General features: G+C 47.2%; 20 protein-coding genes. 15 read left to right on the top strand and 5 right to left on the bottom strand.

Annotated features, from left to right (window positions below; all coding sequences use genetic code 11):
• The first annotated feature begins 1 nt into the window (after nt 1).
• The 5 genes from BMX22_RS07575 to BMX22_RS07555 are packed head-to-tail and all read left to right on the top strand — an operon-like array spanning nt 2 to nt 4,733.
• Nucleotides 2-1,399: a leucine-rich repeat domain-containing protein gene (locus tag BMX22_RS07575; protein ID WP_074741868.1), complete on the top strand. Its 1,398-nt coding sequence runs from the start codon at nt 2-4 to the stop codon at nt 1,397-1,399.
• Nucleotides 1,399-2,472, top strand: coding sequence for a hypothetical protein (locus tag BMX22_RS07570; RefSeq protein ID WP_074741867.1), 1,074 nt, complete (start codon nt 1,399-1,401; stop codon nt 2,470-2,472). The genes BMX22_RS07575 and BMX22_RS07570 overlap by 1 nt, the downstream gene beginning before the upstream one ends.
• Nucleotides 2,469-3,140 carry a hypothetical protein gene (locus BMX22_RS07565; RefSeq protein WP_074741866.1) on the top strand — a complete coding sequence of 224 codons (672 nt, stop codon included), beginning with the start codon at nt 2,469-2,471 and terminating at the stop codon, nt 3,138-3,140. Before BMX22_RS07570 ends, BMX22_RS07565 begins: the two co-directional genes overlap by 4 nt.
• Nucleotides 3,137-3,565 (top strand): phage holin family protein, encoded by a 429-nt coding sequence (locus BMX22_RS07560; RefSeq protein ID WP_028517486.1) that lies wholly within the window; start codon nt 3,137-3,139, stop codon nt 3,563-3,565. The genes BMX22_RS07565 and BMX22_RS07560 overlap by 4 nt, the downstream gene beginning before the upstream one ends.
• Nucleotides 3,558-4,733: a GH25 family lysozyme gene (locus BMX22_RS07555; protein WP_074741865.1), complete on the top strand. Its 1,176-nt coding sequence runs from the start codon at nt 3,558-3,560 to the stop codon at nt 4,731-4,733. Before BMX22_RS07560 ends, BMX22_RS07555 begins: the two co-directional genes overlap by 8 nt.
• Nucleotides 4,734-4,806: 73 nt before the next feature.
• Here BMX22_RS07555 and BMX22_RS07550 read toward each other — a convergent pair whose 3' ends face one another.
• Nucleotides 4,807-5,250, bottom strand: a complete 444-nt coding sequence (locus BMX22_RS07550) for an Hsp20/alpha crystallin family protein (protein WP_002851770.1) — start codon at nt 5,248-5,250, stop codon at nt 4,807-4,809.
• Between the two features lie 315 nt (nt 5,251-5,565).
• Between BMX22_RS07550 and BMX22_RS07545 the strand changes: the two genes are divergently transcribed.
• From BMX22_RS07545 to BMX22_RS07520, 6 genes are all read left to right on the top strand, one after another.
• Complete coding sequence (locus BMX22_RS07545; protein WP_074741864.1) at nt 5,566-5,757, top strand: SHOCT domain-containing protein; 192 nt, start codon at nt 5,566-5,568, stop codon at nt 5,755-5,757.
• Nucleotides 5,758-5,785: 28 nt separating this feature from the next.
• Entirely contained in the window at nt 5,786-7,336 is a 1,551-nt protein-coding gene (locus BMX22_RS07540; RefSeq protein ID WP_074741863.1) for a recombinase family protein, read from the top strand.
• Nucleotides 7,315-7,707: a hypothetical protein gene (locus tag BMX22_RS07535; protein ID WP_081349130.1), complete on the top strand. Its 393-nt coding sequence runs from the start codon at nt 7,315-7,317 to the stop codon at nt 7,705-7,707. The genes BMX22_RS07540 and BMX22_RS07535 overlap by 22 nt, the downstream gene beginning before the upstream one ends.
• Nucleotides 7,704-9,260, top strand: a complete 1,557-nt coding sequence (locus BMX22_RS07530; RefSeq protein WP_074741861.1) for a recombinase family protein — start codon at nt 7,704-7,706, stop codon at nt 9,258-9,260. Before BMX22_RS07535 ends, BMX22_RS07530 begins: the two co-directional genes overlap by 4 nt.
• Nucleotides 9,261-9,336: 76 nt before the next feature.
• Nucleotides 9,337-10,509: an ImmA/IrrE family metallo-endopeptidase gene (locus BMX22_RS07525; protein WP_074741860.1), complete on the top strand. Its 1,173-nt coding sequence runs from the start codon at nt 9,337-9,339 to the stop codon at nt 10,507-10,509.
• Nucleotides 10,509-11,021, top strand: a complete 513-nt coding sequence (locus BMX22_RS07520) for a DUF4411 family protein (protein ID WP_074741859.1) — start codon at nt 10,509-10,511, stop codon at nt 11,019-11,021. The genes BMX22_RS07525 and BMX22_RS07520 overlap by 1 nt, the downstream gene beginning before the upstream one ends.
• Before the next feature lie 229 nt (nt 11,022-11,250).
• Here the strand turns inward: BMX22_RS07520 and BMX22_RS07515 are convergent, their stop codons facing one another.
• Complete coding sequence (locus BMX22_RS07515; RefSeq protein WP_074741858.1) at nt 11,251-11,916, bottom strand: Crp/Fnr family transcriptional regulator; 666 nt, start codon at nt 11,914-11,916, stop codon at nt 11,251-11,253.
• An 86-nt stretch (nt 11,917-12,002) separates the two neighbouring features.
• Between BMX22_RS07515 and BMX22_RS07510 the strand changes: the two genes are divergently transcribed.
• Genes BMX22_RS07510 through BMX22_RS07495 form a run of 4 tightly spaced genes read left to right on the top strand, consistent with a single transcriptional unit; the run spans nt 12,003 to nt 15,986 of the window.
• A complete protein-coding gene (locus BMX22_RS07510) occupies nt 12,003-12,698 on the top strand; it encodes an ATP-binding protein (RefSeq protein WP_074741857.1) in 696 nt (231 codons plus the stop codon).
• A gap of 14 nt (nt 12,699-12,712) precedes the next feature.
• The gene (gene hcp, locus BMX22_RS07505; protein WP_074741856.1) at nt 12,713-14,341 is read left to right on the top strand and encodes a hydroxylamine reductase; all 1,629 of its coding nucleotides are present in this window, start codon (nt 12,713-12,715) and stop codon (nt 14,339-14,341) included.
• A gap of 55 nt (nt 14,342-14,396) precedes the next feature.
• Complete coding sequence (locus BMX22_RS07500; protein WP_177172987.1) at nt 14,397-14,705, top strand: hypothetical protein; 309 nt, start codon at nt 14,397-14,399, stop codon at nt 14,703-14,705.
• A 54-nt stretch (nt 14,706-14,759) separates the two neighbouring features.
• A complete protein-coding gene (locus tag BMX22_RS07495; RefSeq protein WP_074741855.1) occupies nt 14,760-15,986 on the top strand; it encodes an IS256 family transposase in 1,227 nt (408 codons plus the stop codon).
• 334 nt (nt 15,987-16,320) lie between these two features.
• On the opposite strand, the gene BMX22_RS07490 is transcribed toward BMX22_RS07495, so the two are convergent.
• Genes BMX22_RS07490 through BMX22_RS07480 form a run of 3 tightly spaced genes read right to left on the bottom strand, consistent with a single transcriptional unit; the run spans nt 16,321 to nt 18,337 of the window.
• A complete protein-coding gene (locus BMX22_RS07490) occupies nt 16,321-17,232 on the bottom strand; it encodes a radical SAM mobile pair protein B (RefSeq protein WP_037296466.1) in 912 nt (303 codons plus the stop codon).
• Nucleotides 17,220-17,909 (bottom strand): radical SAM mobile pair protein A, encoded by a 690-nt coding sequence (locus tag BMX22_RS07485; protein ID WP_074741854.1) that lies wholly within the window; start codon nt 17,907-17,909, stop codon nt 17,220-17,222. Before BMX22_RS07485 ends, BMX22_RS07490 begins: the two co-directional genes overlap by 13 nt.
• The gene (locus BMX22_RS07480) at nt 17,906-18,337 is read right to left on the bottom strand and encodes a radical SAM mobile pair system MarR family transcriptional regulator (protein WP_037296468.1); all 432 of its coding nucleotides are present in this window, start codon (nt 18,335-18,337) and stop codon (nt 17,906-17,908) included. Before BMX22_RS07480 ends, BMX22_RS07485 begins: the two co-directional genes overlap by 4 nt.
• Nucleotides 18,338-18,601: the final 264 nt, after the last annotated feature.

The following is an 18,601-nucleotide window of genomic DNA, read 5'->3' as shown; positions in this document are numbered from 1 at the left end:
TATGGCTTTTTACAGCGGATTTTTCAATTCAAAGGGGCTTGACCGCACCTACACGGCGGAGGACTTCACGACCTATCTGTCCAGCATCATCTGCAACGGTATCCTCGACACCTACGGGCAGATGTTCAAGCTGACGGCAGCTTCTTCCGGGCTGAAAGTCACGCTCGGCACGGGCAAGGCTTGGATCAACGGTCATTATTTCGTCAATGATGCAAGATACATCATTGACCTCAGCGAGTATCAGGATGAATCACTCCCTCGTTATGTGGCGATTGCCATTCTGCTGGATGTCGGCGAATCGGTGCGCAGTGTATCGCTTGAAATCACTCCCGGTACACCTGCGGAGAATCCGTCCTTGCCTTCGCTGCCGACTGACGAGAACAAGACACGCCTGCTCATGTATGCGGTGCGCCTGAATCCGGGTGCGACAGAGCTTTCGGAGCGTGACTGGTACGATTACCGTGAGGACAAGAACGTCTGCGGTTATTGCAAGTGCATTCTCGGTAAGTGCCGTGTGACGGATATGCTGGCGCAGATGGCACAGATCACGGCGGAAATGGATGAATACAACGAGATGGTCGCTGACCTGACGGCGAGAGTAGCAGAGCTGGAAGCGGAGATCGAGGACATCGGGGATATTGTTGCAGTCGGGCAGTGCGGTGATAATATCTTCTATGCGCTGTACTCCAACGGTAAACTGCTCCTGAAGGGTACGGGAGATATGTATGATTATGATAATCCACTTTATCCGACCGGAAGCGACTCGCCGTTTTTCAATAATCAGGATATCAAGAATGTGGTTGTTTCCGATGGCATCACAGATATCGGTGAGTACGCTTTCCGTTACTGCGATGAGCTTGAATCGGTATCGCTTCCGGGTACGCTGATAAAAATCAGCGGTTTTGCCTTTTATCCGCATCAGGATCCGGCGGCAACGCCAACTATTACACATGAACTTAAGGCTGTGACTATTCCAAGCAGCGTAACAGAAATCGGCTATTGCGCCTTTGCGGGTAACAGGCTCACAACGGTTACAGTTCCGAGTACCGTAACAACAATCGGAGAGCGTGTCTTTACGGCTTGTGCCAATCTGACAACAGTACGTTATGAAGCACCTGTGATCAACGAGTTTATGTTCGTCAACTGCAATCGTCTTGTTAATGTAACGCTTGCCAGAACGGTGACGGAAATCAAGTCGCACTGCTTCAATTATTGCCATGATCTTACGGAAATCACATATGAAGGCAGTCTTGCAGACTGGGCAGCGGTCACAAAGCGCAGCAACTGGGACGCGCATGGCGGTTCGATCAGCCCGACCAATCTGACAAGAATCAACTGTCTGGACGGCTTTATGGAATGGGACGATGAAAATCACGAGTGGAAGGTAGGCGAAGAATAATGTGGAAATTCCTTGTAAAGAATCAGAGCATTGAAGTGCTGGAGCGTGAGGTGCTGGCAGATCATCAGATCCAGTATGTGCAGTTCCGCTTTACGTTTGATGGTGACTGGCGGCGCTTCCATAAGGTCGTACAGTTCACGCAGTGCGATGAGACATATAATATCATCCTCGGCACTGACGGCACATCGCTGTATCTGCCTGCGGAGCTTCATGTGGGCGCTGCAAAAATGTCTGTATTCGGCTACGATACCGAAAGCGACACGACTGTGAGAGCGACAACTGTTCCGGTTACGCTGAATATCCGTCCTTCCGGCTTCGTCGGTGATGATGAACCGCCCATTCCGCCGACGCCTGATCTGTATGCGCAGCTTCTGAAGAAGATCGAGGAAGCAGGACACGGCGCTGACGGTAAGTCCGCCTACGAGATTGCTGTGGAGCATGGCTATGTCGGTACTGAGGAGGAATGGCTGGCATCGCTCAAGGGAGAGCCGGGTGAAACACCTGATATGTCTGAATACCCGAAAACATCTGAGGTCACGACTATTGTCGAGCGCGAGATTGAGGCGGCAACCGGAGATTTTCATTCTCATGCGAACAAGGCAACGCTGGATGCTTTTACACCTGAACTTCTGCAGGAGCTTTCCGGCTTACAGCAGTTTGAGGACAGGACGCAGTACGAGATTCAGACCATCAACGAGGAGCTTCTGACGCTGAATGCGCAGCGGCATACACACAATAACAAGGATGTTCTGGACAGCATCACGCAGGGAATGCTTGACGGTATTGCAAGTGCAGAGAGGCAGGCGCATACACATCACAACCTCTCTACGCTGAATGGCATCACGGATTCTCACGTTTCCCGCTGGGAAGAGGCGTACACTGCAGCAATGAACCTGAATGAGCGTGTCGGTGTAAACGAGGGTGTTTTCGAGCGTTTCAAGACCGAGATTCTTTATGATATGCAGGGGTGCAGGACTTCCATTTCGGATATTCTCACAAGGCTTTCTGCCGTGGAGACTGAGCTTTCCGGGGTAGAGTCAGCGCTGGCTGATATTGTGGAGGTGACGACATGAGCATTGCAAATTATCTGACAGCGCTGGATGTGCAGCGCGACCAGCTTGCGAGAAATCTCGTGACAATGGGTGTTCAGGCATCGGAGTCCGAAAAGCTGAATACGCTCGTGCCGAAGGTGCTGCAGATCCCGTCCGGAAGACCGGAGGTGACGCTGTTCCGCAACGGCGATGATGCTCTTATCACATACGGTGAGAGCATCTACACTTTCTATATTGACGGCTACCGCAGTATTGCTGGCTTTGCAGATGTATATCCTCATTTCTGCTGTGCGGATAATGCCTATGCGCTTTACTACAATCAGCCGGATTTCAACTGGGGCGCTGTCATTTACACGATGTGTATTACCCCGGTACGCATCACGCCTGCAAGCAGAATTCTGCTTACCTATAAGTCCGGTGCGACCGATGCAGGCGAAATGTGGCTGGTGCGTAAGAGCAGTCAGCAGATGTCGCCTGCGGAAACGGCAAGATACATTCACGAAAAGCTCAGCGGCGGTGAGGCAATCTCCGTTCCGTTTGGCTGGCTCGGTTCCGTCGGCAACTATATCTCCGTCCTGCATGACTGCAGCGGTGTATCTGCTGACGAGTATTATCTTGCATGGAAAGCGGTGACAGACAATACAAGCCCTATGATCAGAACGGTAAAGGTACTGGAGGTGACAACATGAAAGGAAGTATCTGTACGGTGATCGGCGCAATCGGCGGCGGAATCGCAGCGCTGTTCGGCGGCTGGGATTCCGCGCTGGTGACGCTCATCATCTTCATGGGCATTGACTTTGCAACCGGAATGATCACCGGTGCAATGGGCAAGTCCAAACACAGCAAGACCGGAAAGCTGAACAGCAAGGCGGGCTGGTACGGGCTTGCGAAGAAAGGCAGCATTCTCATGCTCATTATCGTGGCGGTGCGTCTGGATATTCTGCTCAATACGAACTATGTGCGTGATGCGGTCTGCATCGCGTTCTGCGTGAACGAGCTACTTTCCATTGTGGAAAACACATCGCTCATGGGCATTCCGTATCCGCCCGCACTGAAAAACGCCATTGAGGTGCTGCAGAAGCAGACCGGCAGAAAGGATGATAACGATGATTAAAACGTACGGCTATACCGATAACACGCAGCTTTCTCCGCACTTCAATGCGCAGGAGTTCCGCTGTAAATGTGGCAAAGAGCATGATTTTCAGATCGATGATGATCTCATCACCAAACTGGAGGCACTCTTTTCTAAGCTGAACTGCTCTAAGATCATCGTCACCAGCGGCTTCCGTTGTGCTGCTCATGATAAGGCAGTAAAGGGCAGCGGCACGGGACAGCATACACTCGGCAAGGCTGCGGACATCTGCTGCTACGGGCAGGACGGACAGCCTATTTCCAGCAGAACGGTGTGCTGCAAGGCGCAGGATACCGGCTTCACCGGCATTGCCAATATCACTGCCGCCTACATCTATACGCACGTCGATGTGCGCTCCGGCGGCAAGTGGTACGGTGATGAGGTACACGGCAACAGCAGCGTGACCGATGATTTCTATAAATACTTCGGAGGCGAGGATATGAAGGGCATCGACGTCAGCGTCCATAACGGCAAGATCGACTGGCAGAAGGTCAAGTCGACCGGCATTGATTTTGCTATTCTCCGTGCCGGTTACGGCAGACTGGCATCGCAGAAGGATGACCGTTTCGAGGAGAACTATGCGGGTGCTAAGGCGGCAGGCATTCCGGTTGGCGCTTACTGGTATTCCTATGCGATGACACCGGAGGAAGCAGAACTGGAGGCTGATGTTTTCCTGTCCGTCATCAAGGGAAAGCAGTTCGAGTTCCCAGTATATTTTGATCTGGAGGAGAAAAAGCAGTTTGACCTTGGCAAGGAAAAGGTGTCTGCCATTATGCGGGCGTTTCTTGAAAGAGTAGAGGCAGCGGGCTATTTCGTCGGTCTGTACGGCTCTGCGTCCTCGCTGACCACACATACAGCAGACGACATCAAGAGCCGTTACACGATCTGGCTGGCACACTGGTGTAACCAGACGAATTATAGCGGCGCATACGGTATCTGGCAGCACTCCGAGAAAGGCAGTGTGGACGGCATTAATGGCAATGTCGATCTCGACATCGGCTACAAAGATTTCCCGACCATCATCAAGGCAAAGGGGCTGAATGGCTACGGTAAGGAGCCGAATCCGCCTGCGCCTGCTGCGGAGGACGGCATTACCGTTGAGGTCACTGTGGACGGCAAGAAATACAGCGGAAAACTGAATAAGACGTAAAAAAACTCCCCGGAACTGCTCAAAACGAACAGCTCCGGGGAGCATTATTTCGGAATCATATCTTAGCGAGGTATTATCCCTCAATTGCAATATACTTGTGATTTTCCAGCTTCTTTGGCTCTGCCTTCGGAACGCAGATGTTAAGAACACCGTCCTCAAATTTAGCCTTTACATCGGCTTCGGTAACAGTATCACCGATGTAGAAGCTCCTCTGCATTGCGCCTGCATAACGCTCCTGACGGATCAGCTTGCCCTTCTTGGACTTTTCGTCTTTGTCAAGTCCCTTTGCGGCGCTGACAGTCAGATAACCGTTCTGAAGCTCAAGATTGATCTGGTCTTTCTTGAAGCCCGGCAAATCGATAACGATCTCATAGTGGTCGTCATGCTCATGGACATCCGTCTTCATAACCTGCGCAGCGTGCTTGCCGTACAGCTTCTTCTCCACGTCTCTGCCGAAGTCAGGGAATCTGAAGAAATCATCGAATAAGTTTTCACCGAAAATGCTAGGATACAACATAGGTCAGTCCTCCTTTTTACTCGTCACATTGTTTCCATTGCTTCGAGCAAGGGGACGGAGGGTTCAGCACCCGGATCCTTTGGTGCTTCTCTGTTCCTTTGTTCTGATTATATTATAGCACTCTAAATTAGCACTGTCAAGGGGAGAGTGCTAATTTTCACATAGCTTTCATTTTTTGACAAAACTGTCACATTGGGCAGAAAACTGAATAAGGCATAACATCAGCACCCGTCGGGATTATCTCGGCGGGCGTTTTTTTATAACACCCCATCAAAACATCTCCTAAATGTCCGTATAGTGAAAGGAGCTGTTTTTATGGAGAAAAATCAGGTCATTGATGAGATCAATTACTACAAGGCACAAGCTATTACGGAATTGCTCTATGCCAGAGGCATGATCACATTTGACGAATACGACAAATTAACCGATCTGAACCGGCAGACATTCTCTCCGATGTACGCGGACTTATTACCGAAATCACTTGAAAAATCACCGAATCAGAGTTAATATACGATACTGACAAGGAGGTATAGTAATGACAGTCAAAACAATAGAAGCGCAGCCTGCTGAGAAAAAGAAGTTCCGCGTGGCTGCATACTGCCGTGTCAGTACCGATAATGACGACCAGCGCGAGAGTCTGGAAACGCAGAAAGCACATTATGAGGCGTGGATCAGACTGCATTCCGAATGGGAGTGCGCCGGTATTTTCTATGATTTCGGCATCACCGGCACGAAGGCTGATGTCCGCGACGGCTTGCAGGCACTTATGTATGAATGCCGCATCGGACGCATCGACTATGTACTGACGAAGTCCGTCAGCCGATTCTCCCGCAATACAACGGACTGCCTTGAACTGGTGCGCGAACTGCTTTCTTACAACGTCCCCATTTACTTTGAGAAAGAGAAGCTGGATACCGGCAGCATGGAAACGGAACTTGTGCTGGCTATCCTCAGCAGTCTGGCACAGGAGGAATCCGAGTCCATTTCCAAGAACGTGAAGTGGGGTAACCAGAAACGCATCAAAAACGGCAGGTACAGAGCTGGAACAGCGCCCTACGGATACACCTTTGACAGCGACGGAAACTATGCGATCATTCCGGAGGAAGCAGACATTGTCCGCTTCATTTTCGAGTCCGTTGTTTCCGGCATGGGTGTGCATAAGATCGGCAAGGAACTGGACATCCGGGGTGTGCAGACGCGCAGGGGCGGCAAGTGGAGTACCACAACGATCATGGGCATTCTGAATAATGAGAAGTATGTCGGTGACGTCCGCTACAACAAGACCTATACGGACGACAACTTCCGCAGGCACAGGAACAAGGGCGACGTGGACAGTCCGGAAGTGAAAGACCACCACGAGGCGATCATCAGCCGGGAGATGTACGCGACAGCACATGAAGTGTTGGAACAGCGGCTCAGGGAGCGCGGCATCCGGCACGATGATGAAAAGTATCAGCGCAGATTCGCTTTCAGCAGCAAAATCATCTGCGGTGAGTGCGGTACCACGTTCAAGCGTCAGGTGATTTCAAGCGGAATCAGCTGGTGCTGCAAGAAACACATTGCAGATAAGGATAGCTGCTCGATGAAGTTCATTCACGAAGAAGCATTCCAGTCCGCGTTCACCACGATGCTGAACAAGCTCATATTCACCCGGAAGATAATGCTCCGACCGTATTACAATGCGCTGCGCGTGGCAGGCAGTGACGAAAACCTGCAGCGAATTATGAGCCTGAAAGAGAGCATCCAGAAGAATTCCGACCGGAAATGCGAACTGAAGAAGCTCCGTGTAAAGGGCATCATTGACGCAGTTATGTATACACAGGAGCTGAACCGCATCGAGAAGCAGAACGAGGAATCCCGCAGAGAAATACAGAGCCTCGGCAATATCGAATCAGGTCTGATGCTGAGGGAAACCGAAAAGCTGCTACATTATATTGATACAGCGGAAGTGCAGGACGCCTATAACGAGAAACTATTCATTTCCTTTGTGGACAGCATCATCGTTTACAGCAGGGACAGCGTCGGCTTCAAGCTGAAATGCGGGCTGACATTGAAGGAGGCACTATGTACGGATACAAGATCATAAACGGCAGAGCTGTTATCGACGAACAGGAAGCCGGAATCATAATCAGCATTTTCAATGGCTACATTTCCGGGCTGAGCATGAAGGCGGCTGCGGCGAATGCGGGCGTTCTCATGCAGCACAGTGCTGTCAAGCGAATCCTGATGCAGGATACCTACATCGGCACCGACTACTATCCCGCGATCATCAGCCGAGAAACCTTTGCAAAGGCAACCGGCAGAAGGCTGCATCGTGCAAATCTGCACGGTTCCGAAAAGCGGTATACAGCACCGCCGATACACAAGGCGTTCGAGCTGGCAGGGGCGGAGACGCATTTCGATGATCCGGCAGAGCAAGCCGAATACATTTATAGTATGATAGAGGTGAAAGCATGAAAAACATGACCGTCATTCCTCCGAAGCCGCAGAAAGGAAATACGGCAGCGAAGGAGGAAGTGAAGCGCCTGCGGGTGGCGGCATACTGCCGTGTATCAACGGACAACGAGGAACAGGCATCCAGCTACGAGGCGCAGATCCAGCATTACGAGGAATTTATCAAGACGAATCCGGAGTGGGAGTTCGTCGGGGTGTACGCTGACGAAGGCATCAGCGCGACCAATACAAAAAAGAGAGATCAGTTCAATGCTATGATCGAAGACTGCAAGCAGGGGAAAATAGATATGATATTTACGAAGTCTATTAGCCGCTTTGCCAGAAATACCTTGGACTGTCTGCAATATATCCGTCTGCTGAAGGAGATCAACATTCCGGTTTTCTTCGAGAAGGAGTCCATCAACACGATGGACGCAAAGGGTGAAGTCCTGATAACCATTATGGCATCTCTGGCGCAGCAGGAATCAGAATCCCTTAGCAAGAATACAAAAATGGGTATCCAGTACCGCTTCCAGCAGGGGAAAGTCATGGTAAATACAAAACACTTTCTCGGCTATGATAAGGACGAGAAAGGGCATCTAATCATCAATCCTGCAGAAGCAGAGATAATCAAACGTATTTTTCGGGAGTACCTTGAAGGCTTCAGCTGCCAAAAGATAGCACGCGGATTGGAGCAAGACGGTATTCTGACTTCAAGAGGCAATCCAAGGTGGCATGACAGCACAGTCCGGAAGATACTGGAGAATGAAAAGTATATGGGAGATGCGCTCCTGCAAAAGACCTATACCATAGATTTCCTAAACAAGAAAAGGGGAAAGAATAACGGTGTTCTGCCGCAATACTACATTGAGGACGACCATGAGGCTATTATTCCGAAAGAGATATACATGAAGGTGCAGGAAGAAATTGCGCGTCGATCCTCAGAACGTGATAAGAACGGCATTCGCAGAGGCTTCAGCGCTAACAATCCTTTTTCTCAGATAATTACCTGCGAGTGCTGCGGAGCACAGTACCGTAGAATCCACTGGTATAACCACGGAAAGACGTCGATAGTATGGCGGTGCAAAACCCGAATGGAGGATAAAACTGTCTGCAACTCCCGAACTATCCACGAAGAATTATTGCAGCAGGCGTTTGTTGATGCGCTAAATGAGATGATTGAGAATAGCGACGGATATTTGTCCCACCTGAAGGAGAACCTTAAATCCGCTATTAATCTTTGCAATCCGCAGTCGGCAGAAGCTCTTGCAGCAAGAATGAATCAGTTGCAGCAGGAGCTGATAGACAGAACGGAGAGCAGACAGAACTATGATGACCTTGTGGAAGAAATACTTCTACTGCGTGAACAGCAGGAGCAGACTAATATGGACGAAGCTGCCAAAGCTGAGCACCGGGACCGTATACAGGCCCTTTGCAACTTCATTAATTCCCAGCCGCGCACCATCACGAAGTTTGATGGGACGCTGGTGAGGAAGTTGCTGAAGGACGTAAAGGTATGTGACGCCTTTATCGAATTCCGTTTTAAGTCTGGGACATCGGTTATTATTGAGAAGTGACTGAGGATATTGACAACATCTTAATCGTATGCTATAATAAATAAAATGGGGATATTATGGTCAGGAGGTGAATCGCATGCAGACAAAGATTGAAGTGTCTACCCGAATTTTAGACTGGATTATTAGGAGCATACCGCTCGAATCCATTCCTGATAAAGTATTATCTTCTATTCAAAAATGGAGATCCGGCGATTCTCAACCGACATTTAACCAACTTGAAAAAGTTAGTAAAGCACTTGGTATTCCATTTGGCTATTTCTTTCTTCAAACCCCTCCGAATGAAGATTTATCTATCGTTGAATATCGTACCATTGATAGTATCGCGTTGGAAAAACCTAGTCGTAATTTAATTGATACTTTACATGATATGGAGCAAATTCAAGATTGGACGTATAATTATTTATTATCTATTGAATCTGATAAATTGAAATTTGTCGGAGCGTTAAAAAATCAAACGAATTCGATAGAAATTGCAAAATATATTCGGCAATTGTTAGGCATCCAGGACGATTGGTTTAAATCGGCAAAGACTGCTGATGAATCCTTCTCGCTTTTGAGAAATGCTATGAGTAATGCTGGTGTAATTGTAATGATGAGTGGGATAGTTGAGAATAACACCCATCGCTCCTTACAAATAGATGAATTTAGAGCATTTGCACTGGTGAACGAATACGCTCCACTAATTTTTATCAATTCAAATGACTCTATTAATGGTAAGGTGTTTTCTCTTATTCATGAGTTCGTTCATATATGTATTGGCGAGAACAGCTTGTTTAATGATAGATATAGCACTGGGCAAAAAGTTGATAAAACAGAAGTAATCTGTAATGCAGTTGCTGCAGAAATACTCGTTCCTATTGATCAATTTACAAAAGAATGGTTTTCTGAAAGCGATGATGTTGATGAAACTATGCGAATATCTAGTCTTGCAAAAGAATTTAAATGCGGTGATACTGTTATCGCTCGTCGTGCATTGGATAAGAAGTTGATCACACATGAACAATATGAATTCATCTCCAAAGAAGCAGTCAAAAGATATAAGGAATATATGCAGAGGAAAAAAGAGAGAAAAGAAGGCGGTGGAGATTTTTATCGAACCGTCGCAAGTAGAATTGACAAAAGATTTCTAAGAATGCTTTTATCTAGTGTGCAAGAAGGAACAACGATGTATACCGATGCGTTCCGACTCACAAACACCAATAGATCCACATTCACGTCATTGGCTGAAAAGGTTGGAGGTGCTATTTGATGAGTCAAGAGATTTTTTTAATGGATTCAAATTCCTTTATTGCACCCTATAAAACCTTTTATTCTTTTGATTTTGCTCCGGGATATTGGTCTCAACTTGAAAATGGCATTAAAAGCGGTCGAATTCAGATACTTGACTTAGTAAAAAGCGAAATCACAAGCGGTGATGACGATCTTAAAAACTGGATGTGCGGCTTACCATTCAGTGCTATTGATAGAAGACAACCGAGTATTCTTGCAGAGTATGCTAACGTTTTGCAACATATCCAATCTAATCCGTGCTATAAACCAGCGGCTTTAACGGAATGGTCTAAAGCAAACATTGCAGACCCTTGGTTAATTGCAACAGCTAAGGTGTATGGCTATACGATTATAACGTTTGAAGAAGGGAAAAAAATAACCCCAGGCTCTCCGAGTAAAAATGCAAAAATTCCTGATGTTGCGGATCATTTTGGAGTTAAAACTGAAAAACTGTATTACTTAATGCGTGAGTTAGGATTTAAATTGAATTGATTGTACCTTATACCGCTATACAATTGAATAGTAACATCCCCCTCATCATGTAGGAAGGAGCAATAAACTCACTCCTGCTTAGTGAGGGGGATTTTCGATATTATGTAGTTTGTAGATAACATTTCACAATTCATTATATAACCCACTGACTCTATATGATTGAGAAGTGAATAGATAAGAACCCCGTATCACTGATTTAGTGATACGGGGCGTTTTTTAGTAGATGAAATCATCCTGGAAGATAGGTAACAGTTATGATCTCAAAATGATTCTTTCTGCACCGTATCAGTCCGTCTTTCTGCATTTTACTGAGTTCATTGGAAAGCACAGACCGTTCCACATTGAGGTAGTCTGCAAGCTGCTGACGGTCAAAGGGTATATCAAACTCACGGGAATGCTTTTGAACCGATATGGTGTTCAGATACGCCATGATACGTCCACGCACCTGTCTCGGGGCAGTATGAAAGCTCCGGCTCGACAGGTGCAGATTCTTTCTTGTGGTGATAGTCAGAAGATTTGCAAGAAGTCTTGAACTTATCGTATCGTTGAGGTTAGCGAGCGACTTCATGCTCAGAAACACGATACTGCAATCCTCGGCAGCACATACATCAACAAGCATCGGCACATCGGGCAGGAGTGCATAGCTTTCTGCAAAGAACTGTCCTTTACCTACAAGGTTGAGTATCGTGCGGTTTCCCCACATATCATTGCTCTCCACGGTAACGCTGCCTGCGGTCACAAAGCATAGTTTATCGGTGATCTCTCCCGATGAAAATATCATCTCACCTTTATTGTATTTCTTTTCGGTTGCATTAAGGGCTTTCAGAAGCTCAGATATTTCGGTATCATCAAAGCCCTTGAACAGTATCGAATTATGCAAAACTGAAATATCCATATTTTTCTCCCGAAATGTTGTAATTACAACATACTTTCTTCTCTGATTATACTATAATGGATACAGAAAGTCAAGGAGGTATTGCTATGATACGGAAAATAATTGAAATAGACGAAGAAAAATGCAACGGCTGCGGTCTGTGTGCGAAGGCTTGCCATGAGGGGGCAATCGCTATCGTAAACGGCAAGGCTAAGCTCATGCGTGACGATTTCTGCGATGGCTTCGGTGACTGTCTCCCTGCCTGTCCTATGGACGCTATCCACTTCACCGAGCGTGAAGCGGCGGCTTATGACGAAAAGGCGGTACAGGCAAACAAGCAGAAAAAGCGCGCTTGCAGCGGTTTCACTTGTCCGGGTTCTGCATTGCAGAGCTTTACGCCAAAAGAAGATGACAGCGATGTTCGTGTTCCAAGCTGTTTGAGACAGTTCCCGATACAGATAAAGCTCCTGCCTACAAATGCACCATACTTCAACGGTGCTGATCTGCTAATTGCAGCCGATTGCACAGCTTACGCCTACGGGAACTTCCACCATGATTTTATCCGTGGGAAGATTACGCTCATCGGCTGTCCGAAGCTCGATGCCGTTGATTACTCCGAAAAGCTGACAGAGATATTCCGTAATAACGATATAAAGAGCATCACTCTCACAAGAATGACCGTACCGTGCTGCGGTGGTATGGAGTATGCGATAAAACGTGCGATAGAAGCAAGCGGTAAGGATATTCCGCTTGAAGTTGCAGTCATTTCGCCGGACGGCAGTATCGTTGAGATAAGAAAATAACGGAGGTATTTATCATGGAACAGAAAATGTTTTGCTATCAGTGTCAGGAAACAGCGGGCTGTAAAGGTTGTACCGCTTGCGGTGTCTGCGGTAAACAGCCTGAAGTCGCAGCAATGCAGGACTTGCTTGTGTACGTTACAAAGGGATTGTCTGCGGTGACAACTCAGCTCCGTGCAGAGGGAAAGACTGTCGATAAGACTGTTAATCATCTTATCAGCGTGAACCTGTTTATCACGATCACCAATGCCAATTTTGATCTTGACAGCATTACCGCTAAGGTTACTGAAACACTTGCAGTCAAAGAAGAATTGCTCGGACAGGTGCAGAATAAAGAATCACTCCCCGAAGCAGCTCTTTGGAACGGTTCGGACTATGTCGAGAAAGCAAAGACTGTCGGCGTACTTGCAACAGAGAATGAGGATATACGCTCTCTGCGTGAGCTGATAACCTACGGTCTGAAAGGACTTGCGGCATATACAAAACACGCAAACGCTCTGCTGAATGATGATGAGGAGCTTGATGCTTTCTTACAGTCGGCTCTTGCTAAAACACTTGATGACAGTCTGTCGGTCGATGACCTTGTGGCTCTCACGCTGGAAGTCGGCAAGTACGGCGTTCAGGGTATGGCTGACCTTGATGCTGCAAATACTACAGCATACGGCAATCCTGAGATCACGACAGTTGATATCGGTGTCCGCAATAATCCTGCAATACTGATCTCAGGTCACGATCTGAAAGACCTTGAAATGCTCCTTGAGCAGACAAAGGATACGGGAGTTGATGTTTATACGCACTCGGAAATGCTGCCTGCGCATTATTATCCGTTCTTCAAAAAGTATCCGCATTTCGCAGGAAACTACGGCAATGCGTGGTGGAAGCAGAAAGAGGAATTTGAGAGCTTTAACGGTCCGGTGCTGATGACCACAAACTGCATCGTTCCGCCGAAGGACAGCTACAAGGACAGGCTTTGGACAACAGGTGCCGCAGGCTATCCGGGCTGTAAGCATATTGACGCACCCTACGGCGAAGTCAAGGACTTTTCGCCGATCATCGAACAGGCTAAGAAATGTCCTCCGCCTACCGAGATCGAAACCGGCTCTATTATCGGTGGCTTTGCCCATGAACAGGTATTTGCACTTGCCGATACAGTTGTAGAAGCTGTAAAATCGGGGGCTATCCGCAAATTCGTAGTCATGGCAGGCTGTGACGGCAGAGCGAAGTCCAGAAGCTACTATCAGGTATTTGCTGAGAAGCTGCCAAAAGATACAGTTATTCTCACCGCAGGCTGTGCGAAGTACAAGTATAACAAGCTCGACTTAGGCGACATCGGCGGTATTCCGAGAGTTCTCGATGCAGGACAGTGCAATGATTCTTATTCATTGGCGCTTATCGCTCTGAAGCTGAAAGAGGTATTCGGGCTTAACGATGTGAATGATCTGCCTATCGTTTACAATATCTCATGGTATGAGCAGAAAGCAGTCATCGTTCTTCTTGCTCTGCTGTATCTTGGAGTGAAGAATATTCACCTCGGACCGACTCTGCCAGCGTTCCTGTCTCCGAATATGGCAAAGGTTCTTGTAGACAGTTTCGGCATTGCGGGTATTACGAATGTTGACGATGATATGAGGATATTCGGCTTATGAGAAGAAAAGACCGTGAAGTGAACGATCTCAGCGAGATCATGAAAAACTGCGATGTATGCAGACTGGCTCTGAATCCGAGCTGGAAGCGGAAATCAACATCGCTGCCGAGCTCATCGAAGACTGCATCAATGAAAACGCACATGTCGCCCTCGACCAGACGGAATACCAGAAACGCTACGATGCGCTGGTCGCCCGGTTCGACAAGGCCAAGGGCAGACAGACCGAAGTCACCGATCTGATTGCCGAGCGGAAAGCCCGCAAACATCAGATCGAATCCTACCTGAAAGAGCTACGGAGCCGGGAGCCGCTGACGGAGTTCCGGGAAACAGACTGGCTGGCGGAGCCTCTGAAAAAAAGTCTGTAAAAAGTCAGCAAACTGTGATAAAATAGAATTAATATCACAGGAGGCTGATTTTTTATGGCAAGAAGAAAAAGAGAACCGATGAGCGAGGGAAAGAAGAACATCATAGCAATGCTGCTTGAGGAATACGATATCAAGTCGGCTAAGGATATTGAGGATGCTCTCAAAGACCTTCTTGGAGGAACGATCCAAGAAATGCTTGAGTCCGAAATGGACGAACATCTGGGATATCAGGAATATGAACGTTCCGACAATCCTGACTCCCGCAACGGCAAGAAAACCAAGAAGATCCGCGGGAACTTCGGAGAAACCGAAATAGCAGTGCCGCAGGATCGTGACGGCAGTTTTGAGCCAAAAGTCGTAAAGAAGCGTCAGAAGGACATTTCAGGCATTGAGCAGAAGATAATTGCTCTGTATGCTAAAGGAATGACCACACGCCAAATAAGCGAAACTATCGAAGATATCTACGGATTTGAAGTCAGCGACGGTATGGTATCAGATATCACAGACCGCCTTCTACCGCAGATAGAGGACTGGCAGAAACGTCCATTAGACGAAGTATATCCGATAGTATTCATCGATGCTGTACACTTCTCAGTGCGTGATAACGGACAGATCAGGAAGCTTGCCGCATATGTGATTCTTGCTGTCAGCATAACAGGTCACAAGGAAGTCCTTTCAATACATATCGGTGAAAACGAGAGCGCCAAATACTGGCTCGGCGTTCTGAATGAGCTGAAAAATCGCGGAGTTAAGGATATTCTCGTCATCTGCGCAGACGGACTTACAGGAATGAAAGAAGCCGTATCAGCTGCATTTCCGCAGACTGAGCTTCAGCGCTGCATCGTTCATCAGGTAAGGAATACACTGAAATACGTCGGTGAGAAGAACAAGAAGGAGTTGGCAAATGACCTAAAAACGATCTATCATGCGCCTTCCGAGGATGCTGCTCTTGAAGCTCTTGATCGTGTTACTGAAAAATGGGAGGACGATTATCCCAACGCTATGAAGAGCTGGTACAAGAACTGGGACGTAATATCACCGATTTTTAAGTTCTCATCTGACGTCAGAAAGGTCATTTATACCACCAACGCTATAGAGAGCCTTAACAGCGGCTATCGCCGTCTGAACAAGCAGAGAAGCGTATTTCCAAGCGATACAGCGCTCTTGAAGGCTCTGTATCTTGCAACGCATGAGATAGCTAAGAAATGGACTATGCCGCTACGAAACTGGGGCAAAGTCCTGGGCGAACTGGAGATCATGTATCCCGACAGGATCGGCTGAGGCGCCGGATATCAGCCTGATTCCATTCCGCTGCGCTCCATTCCAGCAGGCTGATATCCAAAGAACCTTGACAAATTACAGTATCCATTGTATACTGTAAAAAATCGGAGCGGCTATTTTCAAGCCGCTCCCATATATCGTTTTTATCACAGTTTTTGAATTTACAGAGATTTTTTCGCAGAGTCGGCTGGCGATGGTGGACTACATCACCGTTCACAGCAAGGACGACATCCGGGTGACCTTCAAGGACGGCACCGAGATCAAAGCATAACCCAACAGACGCAGCAACGCCTCTGAACCACATCGGCTCGGAGGCGTTTCTACGTTATATTTCTTATTTATTTCGTTTTCCAGTATTATCCGACCCTCTGATCTCTTCGTGGTAGAAATAATCCACTATTACTGGATGCCCCTGCGGAACCCTGCCATATGGCATTTCATTATCCACGAACGGACAGTCATATGTCTTTGCCATTTCTTCCGCTTTTTTCTCCAAAGCTTCAAAGTAGCTGCGATTATGCTTGTTGTATATCTCATCATAAAGTGGCAAAAGATCAGGACGCTTTTCGGCAATATAATCCATAATTGTCTTCTTGAAGCCGCCTCGCAGATTCAGATTCTCAAGCCAGAACAAATCGCATTGATTATGCACACGCTCAAAAATGGCTTCCAAGTCTGTGATGCCGGGAAATACGGGAGATACGAAACAGACTGTGCGGATACCTGCATCGTATATCTTTTTCATGGCGGCAATTCTGCGTTCAATACTGACTGCGGCATCCATTTCGTTTTTGAAATTCTCATCAAGCGTATTTATCGACCACGAAACGGTAACCTGTCCCAGCTTTTTCAGCAGGTCAATGTCACGCACTACCAGATCGGACTTCGTGCAGATCAGGATATCCGCACCGCTGCCGATAAGCTGCTCCAACAGCTTTCTTGTATTGCCAAACCGCTCCTCTTGCGGATTGTATCCGTCAGTGACCGAGCCGATTACCACTCGCTGACCGGAATACTTCTTCGGATTTTTTATTTCAGGCCAACGCTTAACATCGAGAAAGGTTCCCCATTCTTCAGTATGTCCAGTAAAGCGTTTCATAAAGGAAGCATAGCAGTACTTACAGGCATGGGTACATCCCACGTAGGGATTCACAGAATATCCACCCACGGGCAGACTGGATTTTGTCATGATATTTTTTGTTTCGACCTCACCGATGAGAACGCCGTCCATATTTATCTGTGCCATGCTCTTTGTTCCTCCAATACCTTATTAAAAGACTCCGGCAGCTCCTGAATCATATTTTCATCCCCAATGATAGGTTCAAGATCTTCCTTCATAAAAACGGGAATTCCGGCTTCGTGTGCCTGATCCGTAAGTGACCATGCCCATTCCGGCTCGGTACGCACCTTCTTGCTTTGCGCTCCGGTCATGGTACCGACTACGAGCCAATCAATGCAGGAAAGGTCTACTTCACCGGGATCATCAAACAGCGGTTCAAATGTCACATGATAATGCTTTGCCCGGATATTCTTCCGAAGAGCATCGATTCTCCATAGTTCTGACTCTCTCGTTACCGTCACTCCGAACCACGCATTATCAAGGTCTGTATCAAAACTCAACAAATCAGGTCGCTTGCTCAGAAAGAGAAACTGGTGCTGTGGGTTTTCACGTATCTTCGCAAACACCTCGTTCCGCCAATCATCCTGCCAACCGGCAAGATCGCTCATACCGGTTAGCAGAAAATTCTGCGGACGCTTTTTTTCCATCATTTTGAGCTTCCCCGGAAAAAACTCCGGTTTGGCAAAATCATCGATCATATGCCAGCGTTTCACGTTGTTACGGGCGTAGCAGTATTGACAGCCAACAGTACAGCCGATGACCAGATTCATGTTCTGTATCTGATCCTTTATACAAATGCTCATTCTTCACGCCACCCTTCAAGATTTTTTTGAATGCGTTCGAGATATGACTCAAACTGCACAATCTCGTTTTCCGAAAAGCCTTTATAATAGATCCTGCCCATTCCGGCAGAGACATCGTCATAATCAACTTTTAATTTATGTGCTTTTTCAGTAAGATAGAGAAGTGTTTTTCGCTTATCCTGCTGATCCTGTTCACGGCGGATAAGGCCGCTTTTCTCCATTCTTTCAAGCATGGTAGTAAGCGATGTGATGGCAAGGCCGCATTTTTCCGACACGGTTTTGATTGGCACACCGTCCTCCTGCCATAGCGCATAAAGAATACGTCCCTGTGCGCCATTGAAGGCATCGATGCCTTTTTTTAATAAAACCCGCTCGAATATCCTGTCCCCAAGCTGTTTTATTTTCGTTACCAAAAATCCACCATTCATCGCAGATACTCCTATATCGTAGTTTCTATAATTCTACCATATAGGAGCGTTTTTGTCAATGGATAAACTATGAACACTCTTCCAGATAAATGAATAATATGTATCACCGAAACAGAGAAACACCTCTGAACCACATCGTCTCGGAGGCGTTTTTTATTTTATAAGAATATCATTCATGAGTGACCGTGCAAGATTTATGAAGCAAGTTTTTAATATTGATAACTATAGCGATGTTGATCTGTTCTGTTGTGTTGTTGCAAAACA

Origin of the sequence: Ruminococcus sp. YRD2003 (assembly GCA_900109435.1) — a bacterium.
Taxonomy (GTDB): Bacteria; Bacillota; Clostridia; order Oscillospirales; family Ruminococcaceae; genus Ruminococcus; species Ruminococcus flavefaciens_G.
This window is presented reverse-complemented; position numbering and strand designations above follow the sequence as displayed.

Bases quoted from the DNA above. Each gene is read 5' to 3' on its own strand.
- BMX22_RS07575 (WP_074741868.1), top strand. From the start codon at position 2: ATGGCTTTTTACAGCGGATTTTTCAATTCAAAGGGGCTTGACCGCACC.
- BMX22_RS07570 (WP_074741867.1), top strand. From the start codon at position 1,399: ATGTGGAAATTCCTTGTAAAGAATCAGAGCATTGAAGTGCTGGAGCGT.
- BMX22_RS07565 (WP_074741866.1), top strand. From the start codon at position 2,469: ATGAGCATTGCAAATTATCTGACAGCGCTGGATGTGCAGCGCGACCAG.
- BMX22_RS07560 (WP_028517486.1), top strand. From the start codon at position 3,137: ATGAAAGGAAGTATCTGTACGGTGATCGGCGCAATCGGCGGCGGAATC.
- BMX22_RS07555 (WP_074741865.1), top strand. From the start codon at position 3,558: ATGATTAAAACGTACGGCTATACCGATAACACGCAGCTTTCTCCGCAC.
- BMX22_RS07550 (WP_002851770.1), bottom strand. From the start codon at position 5,250: ATGTTGTATCCTAGCATTTTCGGTGAAAACTTATTCGATGATTTCTTC.
- BMX22_RS07545 (WP_074741864.1), top strand. From the start codon at position 5,566: ATGGAGAAAAATCAGGTCATTGATGAGATCAATTACTACAAGGCACAA.
- BMX22_RS07540 (WP_074741863.1), top strand. From the start codon at position 5,786: ATGACAGTCAAAACAATAGAAGCGCAGCCTGCTGAGAAAAAGAAGTTC.
- BMX22_RS07535 (WP_081349130.1), top strand. From the start codon at position 7,315: ATGTACGGATACAAGATCATAAACGGCAGAGCTGTTATCGACGAACAG.
- BMX22_RS07530 (WP_074741861.1), top strand. From the start codon at position 7,704: ATGAAAAACATGACCGTCATTCCTCCGAAGCCGCAGAAAGGAAATACG.
- BMX22_RS07525 (WP_074741860.1), top strand. From the start codon at position 9,337: ATGCAGACAAAGATTGAAGTGTCTACCCGAATTTTAGACTGGATTATT.
- BMX22_RS07520 (WP_074741859.1), top strand. From the start codon at position 10,509: ATGAGTCAAGAGATTTTTTTAATGGATTCAAATTCCTTTATTGCACCC.
- BMX22_RS07515 (WP_074741858.1), bottom strand. From the start codon at position 11,916: ATGGATATTTCAGTTTTGCATAATTCGATACTGTTCAAGGGCTTTGAT.
- BMX22_RS07510 (WP_074741857.1), top strand. From the start codon at position 12,003: ATGATACGGAAAATAATTGAAATAGACGAAGAAAAATGCAACGGCTGC.
- hcp (WP_074741856.1), top strand. From the start codon at position 12,713: ATGGAACAGAAAATGTTTTGCTATCAGTGTCAGGAAACAGCGGGCTGT.
- BMX22_RS07500 (WP_177172987.1), top strand. From the start codon at position 14,397: ATGCAGACTGGCTCTGAATCCGAGCTGGAAGCGGAAATCAACATCGCT.
- BMX22_RS07495 (WP_074741855.1), top strand. From the start codon at position 14,760: ATGGCAAGAAGAAAAAGAGAACCGATGAGCGAGGGAAAGAAGAACATC.
- BMX22_RS07490 (WP_037296466.1), bottom strand. From the start codon at position 17,232: ATGGCACAGATAAATATGGACGGCGTTCTCATCGGTGAGGTCGAAACA.
- BMX22_RS07485 (WP_074741854.1), bottom strand. From the start codon at position 17,909: ATGAGCATTTGTATAAAGGATCAGATACAGAACATGAATCTGGTCATC.
- BMX22_RS07480 (WP_037296468.1), bottom strand. From the start codon at position 18,337: ATGAATGGTGGATTTTTGGTAACGAAAATAAAACAGCTTGGGGACAGG.